This window comes from Paenibacillus oryzae (assembly GCF_001675045.1).
Lineage (GTDB): Bacteria > Bacillota > Bacilli > Paenibacillales > Paenibacillaceae > Pristimantibacillus > Pristimantibacillus oryzae.
Map to the genome: position 1 here is coordinate 165,545 of NZ_LYPA01000043.1, position 16,117 is coordinate 181,661.

Here is a 16,117-nt window from a genome sequence, read left to right on the forward strand (position 1 = left end):
GACAAAGCGTGCGCATCGCCGATTATATCGGGTTGCGCCGCTTTTTTCATATTGAACAACCTCTATGGAGAAATGGTGATGAAGATGAACATTCGCAAGCTTAGATTGCATGATACAGATAATACATTGTCCAGCGAGGACCGGGACGAATACGAAAAGGATTATGCGCGTCTGATCCAATCGCCCGCTTTTCGCCGGCTGCAAGGAAAATCTCAAGTGTTTGGAGCAGGCTCGGGCGACTACTACCGGACCAGGCTGACCCATTCCATCGAGGTGTCGCAAATCGCGCGTGAGGTGGCAAGACGCCTCTCCAAAACGTACAGCTTTCTGGCGAACAACGAACACCCCGGCTTGATGCTGCTGCCCGAGGTTGTGGAATGCGCCTCGCTCGCCCATGATTTGGGGCATCCTCCTTTTGGCCATAAGGGCGAAGAGGTGCTGGACCATATTTTGCGCGAACGCCACGGCATATCTTATGAAGGAAATGCGCAAAACTTCAGAATTTTGATGTTTCTGGAAAAGCGCGCGGGCAGTGAAAGAGGGCTCGATCTGTCGGCGGCTGTTCTTTTGGCGATCAACAAATATCCCTATTGCCTCAACCATCCCTCCAAGATGAAGGGTGTCTATCCTATGGAGTGGGCCGGCATCAGCTACCTCAGAGATTTATGGGGCATGCCGGATGGATGCAGCACGCTGGAGGCGCAGCTGATGGACCTGTGCGACGATATTGCATATTCCACCCATGATATCGAAGATGGCATTCGCGCCGGAAAAATTTTGCTGTCGGAGGATTTTTTCCAGGATGATTGGCTGGTTGACGGCGTTGTTGGTGAAATCATGAATGATCCCGCCAGCATGGAATCGGTGCAATGGGCAAAAACCGATCTGAAGGCCATGGTGACAAGGGTGCTGGAGGACTATTACCGGCAGTGGCATTCCGTGTTTGTTCAGTATGGGCGAGAGTCCTCGCGCACGAGACGGGAGATGAAGGCGCGTTGGGTTAGCCGTTTTGCTAGCGCTGTGGGCATTATTGACGACCCCAAAAGCGGCTGGAAGCGCGTAACGTTTGTAAAGGACGGCGCAGAGGATTTAGAGATGCTGCGCATCATGGAAATATTGAAAAAGGTCGCTTGGGTGACGATGATCAAGGATTTTCGGGTGCAAAGGCTGCAGAAGCGCAGTGAAAATATGCTGAAGCGTCTGTGGGATAGCCTCCAGCATATTGAGACGGGCCGGCTGATTCTGCCGCCGGATTGGGTGCAAAGCTATGAACGCCAGAAGGAAGAGTGGCCATGGGAGCGGCTTGTGGCCGATTATATCGCGGGCATGACGGACGCTTACGCGGAGAAGGTGTATACCGAGCTTTTCGCCAGCCGGATTGGGTCTATTTACGAACGGGATTAGGTGGGAAAACATGAACGATCTTGAAAGAGCCATTCGTTTAAGAGAGTCCGGCCAATTAGAGGAAGCAAAAACGGTATTGCTTGAATTGCTAACTCAAGAACCGCTGAATCCTTCGGCTTGGTATCAATGCGCATGGGTTCACGATGTAATGGAACTAGAACGAGAAGCAATCCCCTATTACAAACGAGCCCTTGAAATGGATTTGCGTCATGAAGAAAGACAAGGCGCCTATTTAGGGCTCGGCAGCACGCTTCGAACCTTGGGAAGGTACGAAGAAGCCAAGCTCATATTCGAGGAAGCCATCAGCAAATACCCTGATCGCAGAGAATACCAGGTATTTTATGCGATGGTGCGATTCAATCAGAATGCGTACAATGAAGCAATGGAAATAGTATTGAAGCAATTAGCAGATACAAGTAGTGATAAAGGCATTCAAGAGTATAAGAATGCAATCCATTTTTATTCGGACAAGTTGAATAAGGTGTGGGATTAAGAAGGGCAAGCCGTTGGAATAGTGCTCCAACATGGCATGCCCTTGTTTGTTTTTTGCCTTATTTAAGCGGCAGTTGATTATGAACTGATGCAGAAAGCATATCAGAAAAATCTCCTTATCGGAGTCGATGGTTGTACAAATTGAAATTAATGATTGGGGCTGCGCAGTAGTCACTTGACTACTCTCTGGACAGCCCCACTATAGAACAATAGTTACTTTTTAATTTAGCTCATAGTCTTACATACTGTACGGTCACTTGTTAATTTCACATCATATTTTTGTCTCCAGTTTACTTAACTCAGCGTTTATCCATCTGTTCTCAATAATGTAGCCTCTTTCATTATTCCACTCTTTAATTTGGATCAACGTTTCCTTAGCCTCTTCATATTGAGCCGTCTCAATGAAGTGGAAAGCTAACGAATAAAGGGCATCAATCATCTCAGGATCGATTTGAAACGCGTTGTTCCAATGCATTAAAGCTTTATCGAACTGACCAAGATGTTTGTAGGCTTCTCCTGCATAGACGTGCAATATGGCATCATTCGGGAAAATCGAAAGTCCTTTTTTTACGGTGATTATTGCATTTTCATAATCGCCGGCATATTTGTATGCTGTCACTAACGATGAATAATTCATAGTAATATCCGGAGTTTCCTCCACCAATGCAATATGCCGATTTATACTCTCGTCATGCCGGCCCAACCGGGAAAGAAAAAGTATATATTGTCGATGATTTTTATAATAGGATTCATCTTTTTGTTTATTGCCCTCATCCATTGCTTGCAGGTAAAGGGATTCAGCTAATTTCAGGTAATACTGTGAACGTAAATCATTTAGGTAAGCATAGCTGCTTATATCCGCTGCTGTTGCGCTCTTCTCTGAAATAAGGTTCATATATTCCCTGTTTGCTAATTCGAACGCTTCCGAATTAGTAATGTCGCTTTCGTATTTCGATATAAGCCGCTCTGCTTTATTACGATACGGTGTCATCCCCGGCTTAAAAAGCTCATCAATTGTTATACCAAAATAATCTGCAATTTCCGGCAGCGCTGCAACATCTGGAACCGTAGTGCCGCGCTCCCACTTACTTACTGCCTGAAAGGATACCCCGAGTGAATCCGCAAGCTGCTGTTGTGTTAAATTTCTTTCATCACGAAGCTTTTTTATATTTTGACCAACCGATAGCATCTTCATCTTTTCAACCCCTAATCAAGAGTAGTGAAACAGCGCTGTTTCCTCTTCATTATAGTAAGGTTCCAATCTGAAAACTATAACTGCATAGGCTAGCCTAACTCGCTTAAGAGTTGAGTTTTAATGCCATACTCGACGTCAATCATGCCGCCAGGCATGCTGTGTAATGCGAAGTGGCTTTTTTGAACATCCTCCTAAAATGAAAGTTCAAAAAGAGCGGTTTCCAGTACCAAGAAGATGGCTTGAAGCTAGAATTTGAGTAACGGAGCGTAGTGGCAGCTACGTGAGTAACGGAAAATTCGGCTGAATGTCATATTCGATGCTGACCATGCCGCCAGGCATGTCTCGTAGTGGGAAGCGGTCTTTTTGAACAACCTCTTAAAAGGATAGACAAACTGGGGATTGACGTGTATAGTTACTACTGAATCAAGCATATGTATCGCAATTGGGTGTCAAAGCCAACAACGGCTAGCCGGAGGGAACAAACCTTCAGCGTCGCCGCTTGGCCGAGACTTAATAGGGAAGCCGGTGCAATTCCGGCGCGGACCCGCCACTGTAAGGACGATGCCGTATTTAGAATGCGGCGGGAAAACAGCATTGGTCACTGAAGCGTAATGCTTCGGGAAGACGCCGTTTTTTTAGTCCAAGTCAGGAGACCTGCCCCATTGTATAACGCTGAAACCTACGTGGACTTAGGGAGGTGTTGGAGAAGCAGTTGGCTTTGCGGCTAGCGAGGGTTGCAGACACAACCAAGGTACCGCAGGCTTCACTTTGGCATTTCCGGCACAAGGGGGTCGGGGTTGCCTTTTTTTGCGTTGGAAATAAATAGACATAGGAGTGGATGATTACAATGAAATGGTTGAACAGATTGAACATGAAATCGGCAATGGCGGTGATGCTGGTTCTGATGCTGGCATTGATCGCAGCATGCGGAGGCAAAGCGGAGGTTAGCCCATCGCCTAGCCCGTCAAGTGCAGTAGAGCAAACAGCAAGTGCAGAGCCAACAGCAACGCCGGAAGCGCCGGCCGCAGCCCAAACGGAATATCCGCTGACGATAACGGACGAGACGGGAACGGAGCTGACGTTTGAAAAAGCGCCTGGCGCAGTCGTTACTCTGGTGCCGAGCGAGACAGAAACGATTTTTGCCATTGGCGGCGGCTCAACGGTTGTTGGCGTGGACCAGTGGAGCAACTATCCGGAGGAAGCCAATTCCATTGCCAAAATCGGCGATATGAAAACAAACATTGAAGCAGTTGCCGCGCTTAATCCAGAGCTGATTCTGGCCAATTCCAGCATGAACGGCGATGCGATTACTCAGCTTCGCGAGCTGGGGTATGCGGTTTATGCCACTAACCCTAAAACGTATGACGCAGTGGTTGCCAAGGTGGAAGAGCTGGGCAAAATCATGAACCTGCAGGAAAAAGCAGGCGAAGTTGCAAAACATATGACTGATGTCAAGCAGCAAGTGACGGATGCAGTAAAGGGCGCGGAGGCCAAAAAGGTATTTCTTGAATTTTCGCCAGGCTACACCGTTGGTTCGGGCGAGTTCCTGGATGAGCTGATTACCCTTGCCGGAGGCGTTAACATCGCATCCTCCGTTGCCGGCTGGCATGAAGTGAATGCTGAGGAAGTCATTACGCAAAATCCGGAAATTATCATTTACCCTGATTTCGGCGAAGAAAAAAGCTCCATTCTGACGGCGATCGAAAGCCGTCCGGGCTGGGAAACCATTGATGCTGTCAAAAACAAAAACATGCATATGGTGACGAATGATCCGCTTGTGCGCGTAGGCCCTCGTTTGGCTGACGGCTTGCTGGAAGTAGCCAAGGTCATTCATCCCGATCTTGTGAAGTAAGATGAAACTTAAAGTGATAGGCTATGGAGGAGCAGCTATGCTCCTTCTTGCTGTTTCAATAGTAGCTAGCCTGTCGATCGGCTCGGCGGGCATTTCCTTCGCCGATGTATGGGGCATTCTGCTTCACCAGCTGCCTTGGCTATCCGATCAGGGTCATGGCTGGAGCCAGGGCGAGGTGGCGGTTGTTACGCAGGTCCGGTTGTCCAGAGTGCTGCTGGCGGTGCTGGTAGGCGCTTGCCTCGCGCTTGCTGGAGCCGGCTTTCAGGGCGTGCTGCGCAATCCTCTCGCTGATCCCTATACACTTGGCGTCGCCTCCGGCAGCTCTGTCGGGGCGGCTTTTATTATTTTATTCGGCCTGCAATTTGCAATTGGCATCTGGACGATTCCGTTGGTTGCCTTCCTGACAGGCATTACTGCGCTGCTGGCGGTTATTGCGTTATCGCGCTCCAGGGGCGTTATGGGCATTGAAACGCTTATTTTATCAGGCGTCATTATACAAGCCTTTCTTGGCGCGTTTGTTTCGTTGATGGTGTCGATGTCGCAAGGCGTTATTAATCAGATTTTGTTCTGGATTATGGGCTCGCTTGCGCTTCGCAGCTGGAGCCATGTATATATGGTGCTGCCGTTTCTTGCAATTGGTCTTCCCGTGTTGTTTTTTTACAGCCAGTCGCTTAATTTGCTGGTGCTTGGCGAGCGTCATGCAGCTAATCTCGGCGTCCGGGTGGAGAAAACAAAGCTGGTGGTGCTCATTTTTTCCACTCTCCTGACAGCGGCGGCCGTTTCTGTATCCGGCGTTATCGGGTTTGTTGGTCTTGTTATCCCGCATTTGATTCGGCTGCTGCTGGGACCGGATTACCGATTGCTGATTCCTTTGTCGGCTATCGGGGGCGGTATTTTTATGCTGTGGGCGGATACGCTTGCGCGTACGGCCTTGTCTCCGAAGGAGCTGCCGCTCGGCGTTATTACCGCTCTTGTTGGCGCACCAGTATTTGCATGGATGCTGAACCGCCGCATGAGAGGGGAGAGGGGGGACGGTCAGTGAGTATAGAGCTTGTTAAAGTTAGCCAGCAGATACAGGGCAATGAGGTATTAAGCGGAATTAATCTATCTTTTCAACGGGGCGGCTTTTATGGCATTATTGGTCCAAACGGCGTTGGCAAGTCCACCTTGCTTCAGCTGCTGGCGGGCACAGCACAACCCGTCAGCGGATCGGTGATGCTAAATGGCGGCGAGATGAGTGAAATCCCTCGCAAGCATTTGGCCCGTAAGCTTGCTGTGCTTCAGCAGGGAGGTCTTCCTCCCGCTGGTTTTACGGTGAGGGAAGTGGTTGGCATGGGCCGTTTTCCCTACCAGAGCTGGCTGGGGGGCGAGGAGGATGATCCTTCCTCCATCATCGACGAAGCGCTTGAAGCAATGGGGCTGTCTGGACTGCAGCAGAGACGGCTGGTTCAATTAAGCGGCGGTGAACGCCAGCGGGTTGCGCTGGCAAAGCTGATGGTGCAGCAGCCGAGCATTCTTTTGCTGGATGAACCTACGACCTATCTGGATATTGGCTATCAGATTGCGCTGCTGGATATCGTCAAAAGCTGGCAGCGGCAAAAAAATCTGCTCGTTATAGCCGTTCTGCACGACCTTAATCTGGCGGCCCTTTATTGTGACGAATTGATTGCCTTGCATGACGGCAAGGTTGCATCGAAGGGGGAGCCGGCTGAAGTATTAACGGAGCAATTGATCAGGGAGCTGTATGGCACCGGAGCGCTCATTGTCAGTCACCCGCTCACCGGAGCGCCGCAAATTATGCTGCAGCCAGGGTTATAATGGATATGGAGGCGTGAGTAATGGAGGATAAAAGAATGGATGAGCCGCTGCTTAGGAGAGAAAATCTGCTTGCGGCAATAAAGGCAATTCCTTCCTTTGACGAAGCTGCCGCTGCTAGAGCCAGGCTGCATTCCGACAGGTTGACCAAGCCGCCGGGAAGCCTGGGCAAGCTGGAGGAAATGGCGGCGCAGCTGGCAGGAATGACGGGAGAGCTATGGCCTGATTTGTCGCGCCGGGCCGTTGTTGTAATGGCTGGAGATCATGGCGTTTGCGAGGAAGGAATCAGCGCGTTCCCGCAGGGGGTCACCCTGCAAATGGTGCTGAACTTCCTGAATGGAGGCGCTGCGGTTAATGTGTTGGCTCGGGCGGCCGGCGCAGAGGTGGTGTGCGTGGACGTAGGAGTCGCCTCGCCTTTAGCGCATGCCGGGCTGGTGAGCCGCAAGGCGGTTTGGGGTACGGCGAATATGACAAAAGGCCCCGCTATGAGTCTGGCTGAAACGTTGTCTGCTTTGCTGACTGGTGTGGAAACGGCGCACGAGCTTGCCAATAAAGGCGTTGCCTTGTTTGCTACAGGAGAAATGGGAATTGGAAACACGACGGCAAGCGCGGCTATTGTTTCGGCTTTGACGGGCCTTTCGCCAGAAGATACGGTGGGCAGGGGAACCGGAATTTCGGATGAAGGCTTGTTGCGCAAGCGTACCGTTGTCGAGAAAGCGCTGGAAGTTAACAGCCCTGACCGCAACGATCCGCTCGATGTGCTCAGCAAGGTAGGAGGAGCGGAAATCGCCGGCTTGACGGGCGTTATAATTGGCGCGGCATCAAGGCGCTGTCCGATTGTTATCGACGGATACATTTCCACTGCCGCGGCATTAGTTGCCGCTCGCCTCGCGCCGGCGTGCATGCCTTACATGATTGGCTCCCATGTTTCGCAGGAGCATGGACATCCCGCCTTGCTGCGTGAATTAGGGCTAAGCCCGCTATTAACGCTGGATATGCGCTTGGGAGAAGGAACGGGCGCGGTGCTATGCTTCCATCTGCTGGATGCGGCGCTGGCATTGATGGGACAAATGGCGACCTTTGACAGTGCAGGCGTATCGGGCGGCAAAGAGTAACGAGCGTATAGTAAGAAATATGTCGTAAGAATAAGCTGTATAAATGAGTTGTACGTGTAAGCTGTTGAATGAATTGTTTGTATGAGTTGCAGCGCGTAAGGTTGAAGAAATGAAATGGATGGTGGTGGCGGCTTCATTTCTGCGGCGGACATTTATGTCCTTTAGGAGCTATTTTTGGCGCGAATTTAGTTTGTAATGGACATTAACGTCCGTCACTCCTCAATATTCAGCTCGCATACGTCATTTTGGAGTTCTAAAGGACGCGAGTGACCGTTGTACAAGGAAAATCTATGTTTTTCAGACTTTAACGGTCATAAATGACCGATATAGAGCAGATCAGTCACTTAGTGCAGATTAGTCACCTATTTATTTTTTGGATCAAGCTTTACCTTACGGAGGTGCGGAAGCATTGGCGGTGTTAATAACCGGGGGAGCGCGCAGCGGCAAAAGCCGCTTTGCCGAAAAATACGCGGCTCATATCGGCAGCAGAGGTATTTACATAGCAACGTGCCAGCCCTATGACGAAGAAATGAAGGAACGAATTGGCCGTCATCAGGTTCAGCGCGAGGAGGAAGGTTTTTCCTGGAAGACCATTGAGGAGCCGCTGCAGGTAAGCCGGCTGCTGGACGAGCTTTCCGATCAATTGGCAAACGAGGTCAAGGAGCTTCTGGCGCGACAGGAAAAGCCGCCGGTTGTGCTGCTGGATTGCTTGACGCTGTGGCTAACCAACCACATGCTGCTTCTGGAGGATGGAATTGAGGCAAACCTTGATTCCGGCGTTCAGCAATTTGAGAATCAGCGGATTGAAAACCAGCCTGTCTTCAAAACTGATGGGAAACTGCATACTCATCCCAAAACCAGTCATCCCCAAACGGAGAAGCCTACAAAGGGAGAGGGACGCCGCTTGCAGGAGGAAATGGAGAAGCTGGAGCAAGCCGTCAAGCGATATCCTTTTCCGTTAGTAATCGTAACAAACGAGGTCGGGGATGGCATTGTGCCTGCATATGCCCTTGGCAGAGCGTTTCGCGACGAGGCGGGCCGCCTGAATCAAGCTGTTGCTGCATCAAGCAGCCGTTTTTTTCTAGTGACGGCGGGCATACCGGTTGACCTGAAGGCCCTTGCCTTCAAGCCGGAGGATTTCTGATGCTGCTTTATTCCTATCAGGAGCTGCTGCTTATTGCGGCGGCGGCCATCCTTATTGATTGGATTGTGGGCGATCCCAAATGGCCGACTCATCCCGTTATCTGGATGGGACGGTTCATCTCCGCCATGGAACGTTTGCTGGACCGAGAGCGTTATCAGGACAAGCCCGTTGCGGGCAGGCTTAGGGGAGCTTTGCTGGCTCTGACTACCATTAGTTTATCATTTGGGAGCATGTGGGTCATCGTATGGGCTGCGGACTGGCTTCATCCATGGGCCGGTTATGGCGTATCCGCCTGGTTTGTCTCTACAACGATTGCTGTAAAAGGCTTGAAGCAAGCCGCCATGCAAGTTTATCGGCCTTTAATTCGAGGTGATATGGCGGAAGCGCGCAAATATGCCGGTTATATTGTCGGGCGCGATACAACACAGCTTGGCGAAGGTGAAACATCGCGCGCTGCGGTGGAGACCGTTGCTGAAAATACGGTGGATGCGTTTGTTGCTCCTGTTTTTTTTGCCTTATTGGGCGGAGCTCCTCTTGCCATAGCTTATCGGGCAACAAATACACTGGATTCCATGGTTGGTTACCGGAATGAAAAATATCGTTATTTTGGCTGGTTTTCCGCCAGAACCGACGATGTGCTGAACTGGATTCCGGCAAGGCTTTGCGGCGTGCTGCTTGCCCTTGCCGCTCTGCTGCTTCCGGGCATGAAAAGCGGCAAGGCCGTTCACGCTATGTTTCGTTTTGCGGGGGGCCATCCCAGTCCCAATAGCGGAATCCCGGAATCGGCGGTGGCAGGGGCCGTCGGCATTCAGCTAGGCGGCACTAATACATATGGCGGAATCACCAGCAACCGCGCTGTTATGGGCTGGGCTACCCGCTCCATTAAACCGAAAGATATACTCTCTACCGTTTCCTTATTGTATATGGTTAGCGCATTGGTATGGATAGGGGTGATTGTTTTATGGCTTTGTCTGGTTTGAAAAGGCATGCCCAAGCTATTGCGGCGGCCTTTCAATTTTTAACCCGAATTCCGGTTCCCGTCTCCGTTCCGTTCGAGCGTCACGTATTGTCTTTGGCCTCAGTCTATTTTCCGTTGGCGGGTACCGCTATTGGCTTGTTAGCGGCGGCCTGGTCCTGGCTGCTGGCGCAGCTGCTTCCTGCAGGACCGGCGGCGGTATTAAGTCTTGCGGGATGGCTTGCGCTTAGCGGCGGCCTTCATATGGACGGATGGATGGATACGGCGGACGGCGTGCTTAGCCATAGGTCCAGAGAAAAAATGCTTGAAATTATGAAGGACAGCCGCGTAGGCGCAATGGGCGTTTTGGCCGCTGTCCTTCTTCTGTTTTTGAAAATAACTATTCTGATGGAGCTGTTTACCTACAGCAATCTGTCGGTAAATAGCGGCAGCTCGGCGCTAATTGCTGCGGTTTTGCTGTCTTCCCTTTGGAGCCGGACATGGATGACTGTTGCAATGGCTTGCTGGCGTCCGGCTACCCCTGACAGCGGACTTGGACGATTATTTAGCGGCGTTAATTATAGGGGTGCGGTGCCGGCAGTTATATTGGCGGTTTTCTTATCATTAATAGCATTAATGATTATTGGCATTAACTTAAAAGAAGCTCTTATACTAATAGCTCTATGCGTGTTTGCGGCATTTATTGTTGGCGGCGTCATGGGGATTTGGCTTAACCGAAAGCTTGGAGGTTTGACAGGCGATACGTACGGAGCCATGAATGAAGCAGTGGAAGCCGCCGTGCTGCTGGCGATCCTGCTATTGCTACTTTAAGAAAGCGGTGATAAAACATGCTGGAGCGTTTTGGACATGGAGGAGATTTAACGACGGCGAAGGAGGAATTTGGGCTTGAGCCATCCGCATTTACGGATTTCAGCTCCAATATGAATCCGCTTGGCCCGCCTGCTGCGGTTGGCGAAGTGCTGATGGATTACGCCAAGCGTATTTCCGCTTATCCCGATCCTGCTGCTCGAAGGCTGAGCAGCAAGCTGGCTCTCCGCCATGGCATTCCGGAGGATTATTTACTGGCAGGAAACGGGGCAGCGGAGCTGATTGATCTGGCGGTGCGAGTTTTAAGTCCCGTCAAGGCGGCTCTTGCCGTGCCATGCTTTCAGGAATACGGGGATGCTTTGTCCAAAATCGGCTGCGAGCTTTATGAAATTCCTTTAAAGCGAAGCAATCAGTTCCGGCTTGCGGAAGATGAGGTGCGCACAGCGTTAGCGGAATCCGGGGCTTCACTTTATGTGCTGGGCTCTCCCAATAATCCAACGGGAGCGCTGGTTGACCCGCGTCTCATTGAGATGATTCTGGATAGCGGGGCTTCTGTTTTGGTGGATGAAGCGTTTATGGATTTTGTGCCGGATGAGCAGGAATGGAGCGTTCTTCAACGTGTTGTCGATCACGAGCGGCTGATCGTTACCCGTTCTATGACGAAGTTTTACAGCATCCCAGGCATTCGGCTGGGCTATGCTGCTGCTGCTCCGTCAATCATTCAGGCGATGCGCAGGCTTCAGGTTCCATGGAGCGTTAATTCGTTGGCCCAGGAAATTGGAGTGGCGATGCTGGACGAAGGGGAGTTTGAGCAAAAAACGCTAAGGTGGCTGCCTGAAGAACGGAGGTGGCTTGCCGAACAGCTGCAAAACCGCGGCTTGCAGGCAATGGATAGCGCGACCAATTATTTATTGCTGCATTTGCCGGAAAATACGGCTTTAGATGCCGGGCAATTGCAACGGGAAATGGGCCGGCGCGGCGTATTGATTCGCAACGCTTCGCGGTTTCCGGGGCTTGACGGCAGGAGCATACGGGTGGCGGTCAAGCTGAGGTCACATAATCTTCGCTTACTGGAGGCGCTGGATGAATGTTTCCCCTGTGATACGCATTCCTCGTTAGCGCAAAACCAGCGTTTTGGCGACCAGAAACTACTGAATAGGGATAGTAATGTACCAGATGCCGCAAAGCCGAAGCTTGCCGCTACGCTCATGATTCAGGGAACCGCATCCGACGTTGGCAAAAGTATGGTTACGACTGCTTTATGCCGCATTTTTACGCAGGATGGATACGTGACAAAGCCGTTTAAGTCGCAAAATATGTCGCTTAACGCTTATGTAACGCTCGATGGCAAGGAGATTGGGGTAGCTCAGGGCATGCAGGCGGATGCTTGCGGAATTGCGGCTACGACCGACATGAATCCCATTTTGCTAAAGCCGTCCGGCGAGATGGCCTCGCAGGTTGTCGTGCATGGCAAGCCGTTGGGGAACCTAAAGGCTAAGGCCTATAGGGAGCAATATTTGCCTGTAGCCGGGGCTATTGTGCGTGAAGCGCTGCAGCGCTTAAGGGAAAGCTCCCAAATTGTTGTTATGGAAGGGGCGGGAAGCCCTGCCGAGATCAATCTCAAGGATCGGGATATCGTCAATATGAATATGGCGGCATGGGGAGACGCGCCCGTCATCCTTGTCAGCGATATTGACCGGGGTGGTGTTTTTGCCTCTATCGTTGGAACGCTGGAGCTATTGGAGCCGGAGGAGCGCGACCGCGTTTGCGGCTTTATCATCAACAAATTTCGCGGCGATATCGCCTTGCTCAAGCCGGGACTGGATTGGCTTGAATCCAAAACAGGCAAACCCGTGCTTGGCGTATTGCCTTATTTGCCGGAGCTGGGGCTGGAGGCCGAGGATTCGCTGTCGCTTAACGGGGCCAATCGCAGAAAAGCTGCTTTACCGGGAGCGTTGAGGAAAAAGCTTGATATCGCCGTCATCTCACTTCCCACTATGTCTAACTTCACCGACTTTGACCCTCTGGATGCGGAAGAGGACGTTGCTTTGCGTTATGTGGATAAGCCGGAGGAATGGGGCGAGCCTGACGCGGTTATTTTGCCCGGCTGCAAAAATACGTTTGAAGCGCTTCGCTGGTTGAGGACGCAAGGACTGGAGGAACCGCTCATACGTTATGTTGAAGGCGGTGGCTCCGTCGTTGGCATATGCGGCGGATATGAGATGCTGGGAGCCAAGCTGATAGACCCCCTCGGCGTCGAAAGCGAAGCCTCCGTTATGCAAGCACTGGAGATTTTTCCGTTTGAAACGATTTTTGCAGCGGAAAAAAAGACGGTCCGAGTAGAAGGCAACGCCATGTTAACGCCAAACGGAGAGAGCTACCCGATTTCGGGCTACGAAATTCATATGGGTGAGCTGGTTATGCAAAGCGGGGCCGCTTCCTTGCACAAGCCTTTTTTTGTACGGGAAGCCGTAATCAAAGGGAGCAATAGAGAAGCTGTAAGTGCAAACGCAAAGCCCCTTATCAAAGAGGAAGGTTTGTGCAGTGAAGACGGCAAGGTGTGGGGCACGTTTATACATGGCATTTTTCATAATGACGGCTTTCGCAGAAGCTGGCTTAATGAGTTGCGCCGACATAGGAATTGGCCGGAGCTGCCATCAGCGCTGCAATTCAGAAGCAGACGGGAGTTGGCCTTCGATCGGCTGGCGGAGCACGCGCGAAATCATTTGAACCTGCCGCTTATTTATGAAATTGCCGGCCTTCGGGGGAGAGATCAATTATGACTCAGCCTTTTGTCAGCGGCTCCCTCTATCGTTCACATTTATGGCCGGGGCTTCGCCTTGAGCTGCTAGAGGACCGCATTCAGCTTCATGCTTCGATGCAGCTTCACACGTTAAGCAGCGCGATTCTACCGGGGGGATTTTCATGGGCAAATACGATGGTCAACTGGCATGTTCCTATTCATTATCATTGTGATAATCCGCATGAGGACCTTATCCGCCGTTGTTCCGGATGGGGGCTTCTTGTGGAGGAAACCGTAGCTTTTATAACGGCAGCTGATCTGCATCAAGCCTCCGTTCAGGAGGTGGAGGGCGACTGCTTTAACCTGTTGGCGTGTACAACAGCCGGCACGCGAAATGCGGCGCGGGCCGGCGTCCCCCGCCATACGTATTCCGCATATATGCCGGGTACGATCAACACGATGCTGGTCATACATGGCGCTATGACAGAATCGGCGATGGTGAATGCGGTCATCACGGCAACAGAAGCCAAAGCCGCAGCATTGCAGGATTTAGGTATTATGGAGCATGGAACAAGCCATGGAGCGACAGGCACAACCACCGATGCCATTGCAATTGGCGTCAGCCAGCAGCCGATGAATGGAGCGGTTCACGCTTATGCCGGAGCGGCAACAACCATTGGCTGCGCCATTGGCGAAGCGGTTTACCAAAGTGTGCTGGAGGCTGCCGGAACGCCAAACCATCAAAGCTGATCCTCCTCTTTTAAAAAGGGGTTGAGCTTTGAATTGTAAAACGAGAGCATTCTCTTTATAATAAAAGAGAATGTTCTCGTTTTTATTTATTAAGGGAGTGAATCTGTTAATTATGCCTAAGCTATCGTCCCAGCAAAAGGAAGCAATACGTATGGAAATATTGGAAGCGGCAAAAGCTGTTTTTATAGAAAAAGGATATGAAGGGGCCTCCATGAAGGAAATAGTAGAGTGCTCCGGACGAAGCTTTGGCGGCGTTTATTTGTATTACTCCAACAAAGAGGACGTTTTTCTGGCTTTGCTACGCAGCCAGTTTCAGGAGATGGAGGCAAATACGGCCGTCAATCAGACTGTAAGCGCTTGGGAGTTGCTTGTCGTATTTCTTAATGAGCAGGAGAGGCGGGCAAGGCAAGTGGAGGGAGGGCTGGCTCCCTGTATGTTCGAATATTTTATCGTTGGACGCAGGGATGAGAAACGCCGCGTGTTGATCGAAGAGCGGCGCCGCGCGGTACATAACCATTTATTGAGCTTGATTCAAAGGGGAATTCAGCAGAATGAGTTTCAGCCATCCAAGCCTATTGAAACGATTGTAAATTGGCTGATCTCCTTTTTGGACGGCGTTTATTTGGAAAGCATCATTAACGGATGGGATAATATTCAGTTAGCGGACCAATTCGAGCTGCTTCAAATTGCTATCAGAGCCGTCTTGATCCCGACAAGCCTGGAGGATTAGAAATGACAACGAAGAAGCCGCAATATTTGCCGGTTTTTAAAAGTGATGCAGGCTTGCGTTTATTTATGGATGCTTATGAGCGGGTTATGGAACATTGGCCTGTGCCCTATGAAACGATGGAGATCCAGACGGATTATGGCGGCTGTCATGTCATCGCATGTGGTCCGAAGCAGGGAGAGCCAATCGTGATGTTCCATGGCATGACAAGCAACTCGGCCTTATGGTATCCAACGATTGAGGCGTTAAGCGGATTTCGGGTTTATTGCGTGGACACGCCAGGAGACTTTGGAAAAAGCAAAGTGGCTAAAAAAATTCAAACCCCGGAGGATGCCATCTGCTGGATGAATCAGCTGCTGGATGTTATGGGGCTGGAAAAAGCTATTTTTATCGGCCACTCCATGGGCGGCTGGTTTTGCTCCAATTATGCTTCAGCCCATCCGGAAAAGATCCGGCGATTGGTACTGCTTGCACCCGCCGCATCCTTTTTGCCAGCTCCATTTGTCAAACTGCTTTTTAAAGTGTATCCTGCGCTGTTGTTCCCGAAGACTGAGCGAATTCAAAGGGCATGGAAGTGGTTTTGCGCTAAAGGTTACACTCTCCCGCCGCATGTAATGCACTTGATCATCGCCGCTTATATGCATGGAAAATCGCAGCTTCCCGTTGTTCCACGGGTGATTGAAAAAGAGGCGTGGAAAAACCTGAATTCTCCGGTTCTGTTTATGGCAGGCGACGAGGAGAAGCTTTACGATGCCGGACAGGTCAACCAACAAGTGAAACAGGTTTTGCCGGAAGCAACGGTTTACATCGTTCAAGGCGCTGGGCATTGCTTAATGCTTGAGCAACGGGAATACGTGAACAAAGTAATTCGGGAATTTTTATTGGAGCATGGATGAGGTCTATTTAAGTTAAACTAAGAAGTGTTGACAGGGGGCCAGGCCGCCGTGAGGATGGTTCATCCCATTCCATTAACGAGTGAGCTAATCAATTCATGCGGAAAATCTGATTGTATAGTAAACATGACTTATGCAGTTCGCGAGATTAACTGGTAATGGTGAGAATCTATGCTTGAATAAACTGGCCACCAAGACATAGAA

The 16,117-nt window shown here is 50.8% G+C and carries 14 protein-coding genes and 1 riboswitch; of the genes, 13 read left to right on the top strand and 1 reads right to left on the bottom strand.

The features are described from left to right. The first annotated feature begins 84 nt into the window (after positions 1-84). Positions 85-1,404: a deoxyguanosinetriphosphate triphosphohydrolase family protein gene (locus A7K91_RS07620; RefSeq protein WP_068681334.1), complete on the top strand. Its 1,320-nt coding sequence runs from the start codon at positions 85-87 to the stop codon at positions 1,402-1,404. Between the two features lie 10 nt (positions 1,405-1,414). Next, on the top strand, positions 1,415-1,897 hold the full coding sequence (locus tag A7K91_RS07625; protein ID WP_068681300.1) for a tetratricopeptide repeat protein: 483 nt from the start codon (positions 1,415-1,417) through the stop codon (positions 1,895-1,897). Between the two features lie 270 nt (positions 1,898-2,167). On the opposite strand, the gene A7K91_RS07630 is transcribed toward A7K91_RS07625, so the two are convergent. Beyond that, positions 2,168-3,091: a helix-turn-helix domain-containing protein gene (locus A7K91_RS07630; protein WP_068681302.1), complete on the bottom strand. Its 924-nt coding sequence runs from the start codon at positions 3,089-3,091 to the stop codon at positions 2,168-2,170. A 478-nt stretch (positions 3,092-3,569) separates the two neighbouring features. Then, positions 3,570-3,767: riboswitch (cobalamin riboswitch) on the top strand. Positions 3,768-3,938: 171 nt separating this feature from the next. On the opposite strand from A7K91_RS07630, the gene A7K91_RS07635 reads away from it, so the two are divergent. The 11 genes from A7K91_RS07635 to A7K91_RS07685 all read left to right on the top strand — a co-directional run bounded on the left by A7K91_RS07635 (position 3,939) and on the right by A7K91_RS07685 (position 15,916). Continuing rightward, positions 3,939-4,943, top strand: a complete 1,005-nt coding sequence (locus tag A7K91_RS07635) for an ABC transporter substrate-binding protein (RefSeq protein ID WP_068681304.1) — start codon at positions 3,939-3,941, stop codon at positions 4,941-4,943. 37 nt (positions 4,944-4,980) lie between these two features. Continuing rightward, positions 4,981-5,985 (top strand): FecCD family ABC transporter permease, encoded by a 1,005-nt coding sequence (locus A7K91_RS07640; RefSeq protein ID WP_245697318.1) that lies wholly within the window; start codon positions 4,981-4,983, stop codon positions 5,983-5,985. After that, complete coding sequence (locus A7K91_RS07645; RefSeq protein ID WP_245697319.1) at positions 5,982-6,761, top strand: ABC transporter ATP-binding protein; 780 nt, start codon at positions 5,982-5,984, stop codon at positions 6,759-6,761. The genes A7K91_RS07640 and A7K91_RS07645 overlap by 4 nt, the downstream gene beginning before the upstream one ends. Before the next feature lie 20 nt (positions 6,762-6,781). Beyond that, a complete protein-coding gene (gene cobT, locus A7K91_RS07650; RefSeq protein ID WP_245697328.1) occupies positions 6,782-7,873 on the top strand; it encodes a nicotinate-nucleotide--dimethylbenzimidazole phosphoribosyltransferase in 1,092 nt (363 codons plus the stop codon). Positions 7,874-8,288: 415 nt separating this feature from the next. Then, positions 8,289-9,017, top strand: coding sequence for a bifunctional adenosylcobinamide kinase/adenosylcobinamide-phosphate guanylyltransferase (cobU, locus tag A7K91_RS07655; protein ID WP_245697331.1), 729 nt, complete (start codon positions 8,289-8,291; stop codon positions 9,015-9,017). Beyond that, entirely contained in the window at positions 9,017-9,997 is a 981-nt protein-coding gene (gene cbiB, locus A7K91_RS07660; protein ID WP_068681311.1) for an adenosylcobinamide-phosphate synthase CbiB, read from the top strand. Before cobU ends, cbiB begins: the two co-directional genes overlap by 1 nt. Next, on the top strand, positions 9,979-10,803 hold the full coding sequence (gene cobS / locus A7K91_RS07665; protein ID WP_082967296.1) for an adenosylcobinamide-GDP ribazoletransferase: 825 nt from the start codon (positions 9,979-9,981) through the stop codon (positions 10,801-10,803). The genes cbiB and cobS overlap by 19 nt, the downstream gene beginning before the upstream one ends. Before the next feature lie 17 nt (positions 10,804-10,820). Continuing rightward, positions 10,821-13,583 (top strand): cobyric acid synthase, encoded by a 2,763-nt coding sequence (locus A7K91_RS07670; RefSeq protein ID WP_068681313.1) that lies wholly within the window; start codon positions 10,821-10,823, stop codon positions 13,581-13,583. Next, on the top strand, positions 13,580-14,293 hold the full coding sequence (locus A7K91_RS07675) for an adenosylcobinamide amidohydrolase (RefSeq protein ID WP_068681314.1): 714 nt from the start codon (positions 13,580-13,582) through the stop codon (positions 14,291-14,293). Before A7K91_RS07670 ends, A7K91_RS07675 begins: the two co-directional genes overlap by 4 nt. A gap of 151 nt (positions 14,294-14,444) precedes the next feature. Continuing rightward, positions 14,445-15,023, top strand: coding sequence for a TetR/AcrR family transcriptional regulator (locus A7K91_RS07680; RefSeq protein WP_068681316.1), 579 nt, complete (start codon positions 14,445-14,447; stop codon positions 15,021-15,023). 2 nt (positions 15,024-15,025) lie between these two features. After that, entirely contained in the window at positions 15,026-15,916 is an 891-nt protein-coding gene (locus A7K91_RS07685) for an alpha/beta fold hydrolase (protein ID WP_068681318.1), read from the top strand. Positions 15,917-16,117: the final 201 nt, after the last annotated feature.

Bases quoted from the DNA above. Each gene is read 5' to 3' on its own strand.
- A7K91_RS07620 (WP_068681334.1), top strand. From the start codon at position 85: ATGAACATTCGCAAGCTTAGATTGCATGATACAGATAATACATTGTCC.
- A7K91_RS07625 (WP_068681300.1), top strand. From the start codon at position 1,415: ATGAACGATCTTGAAAGAGCCATTCGTTTAAGAGAGTCCGGCCAATTA.
- A7K91_RS07630 (WP_068681302.1), bottom strand. From the start codon at position 3,091: ATGAAGATGCTATCGGTTGGTCAAAATATAAAAAAGCTTCGTGATGAA.
- A7K91_RS07635 (WP_068681304.1), top strand. From the start codon at position 3,939: ATGAAATGGTTGAACAGATTGAACATGAAATCGGCAATGGCGGTGATG.
- A7K91_RS07640 (WP_245697318.1), top strand. From the start codon at position 4,981: ATGCTCCTTCTTGCTGTTTCAATAGTAGCTAGCCTGTCGATCGGCTCG.
- cobT (WP_245697328.1), top strand. From the start codon at position 6,782: ATGGAGGATAAAAGAATGGATGAGCCGCTGCTTAGGAGAGAAAATCTG.
- cbiB (WP_068681311.1), top strand. From the start codon at position 9,017: ATGCTGCTTTATTCCTATCAGGAGCTGCTGCTTATTGCGGCGGCGGCC.
- cobS (WP_082967296.1), top strand. From the start codon at position 9,979: ATGGCTTTGTCTGGTTTGAAAAGGCATGCCCAAGCTATTGCGGCGGCC.
- A7K91_RS07670 (WP_068681313.1), top strand. From the start codon at position 10,821: ATGCTGGAGCGTTTTGGACATGGAGGAGATTTAACGACGGCGAAGGAG.
- A7K91_RS07675 (WP_068681314.1), top strand. From the start codon at position 13,580: ATGACTCAGCCTTTTGTCAGCGGCTCCCTCTATCGTTCACATTTATGG.
- A7K91_RS07680 (WP_068681316.1), top strand. From the start codon at position 14,445: ATGGAAATATTGGAAGCGGCAAAAGCTGTTTTTATAGAAAAAGGATAT.
- A7K91_RS07685 (WP_068681318.1), top strand. From the start codon at position 15,026: ATGACAACGAAGAAGCCGCAATATTTGCCGGTTTTTAAAAGTGATGCA.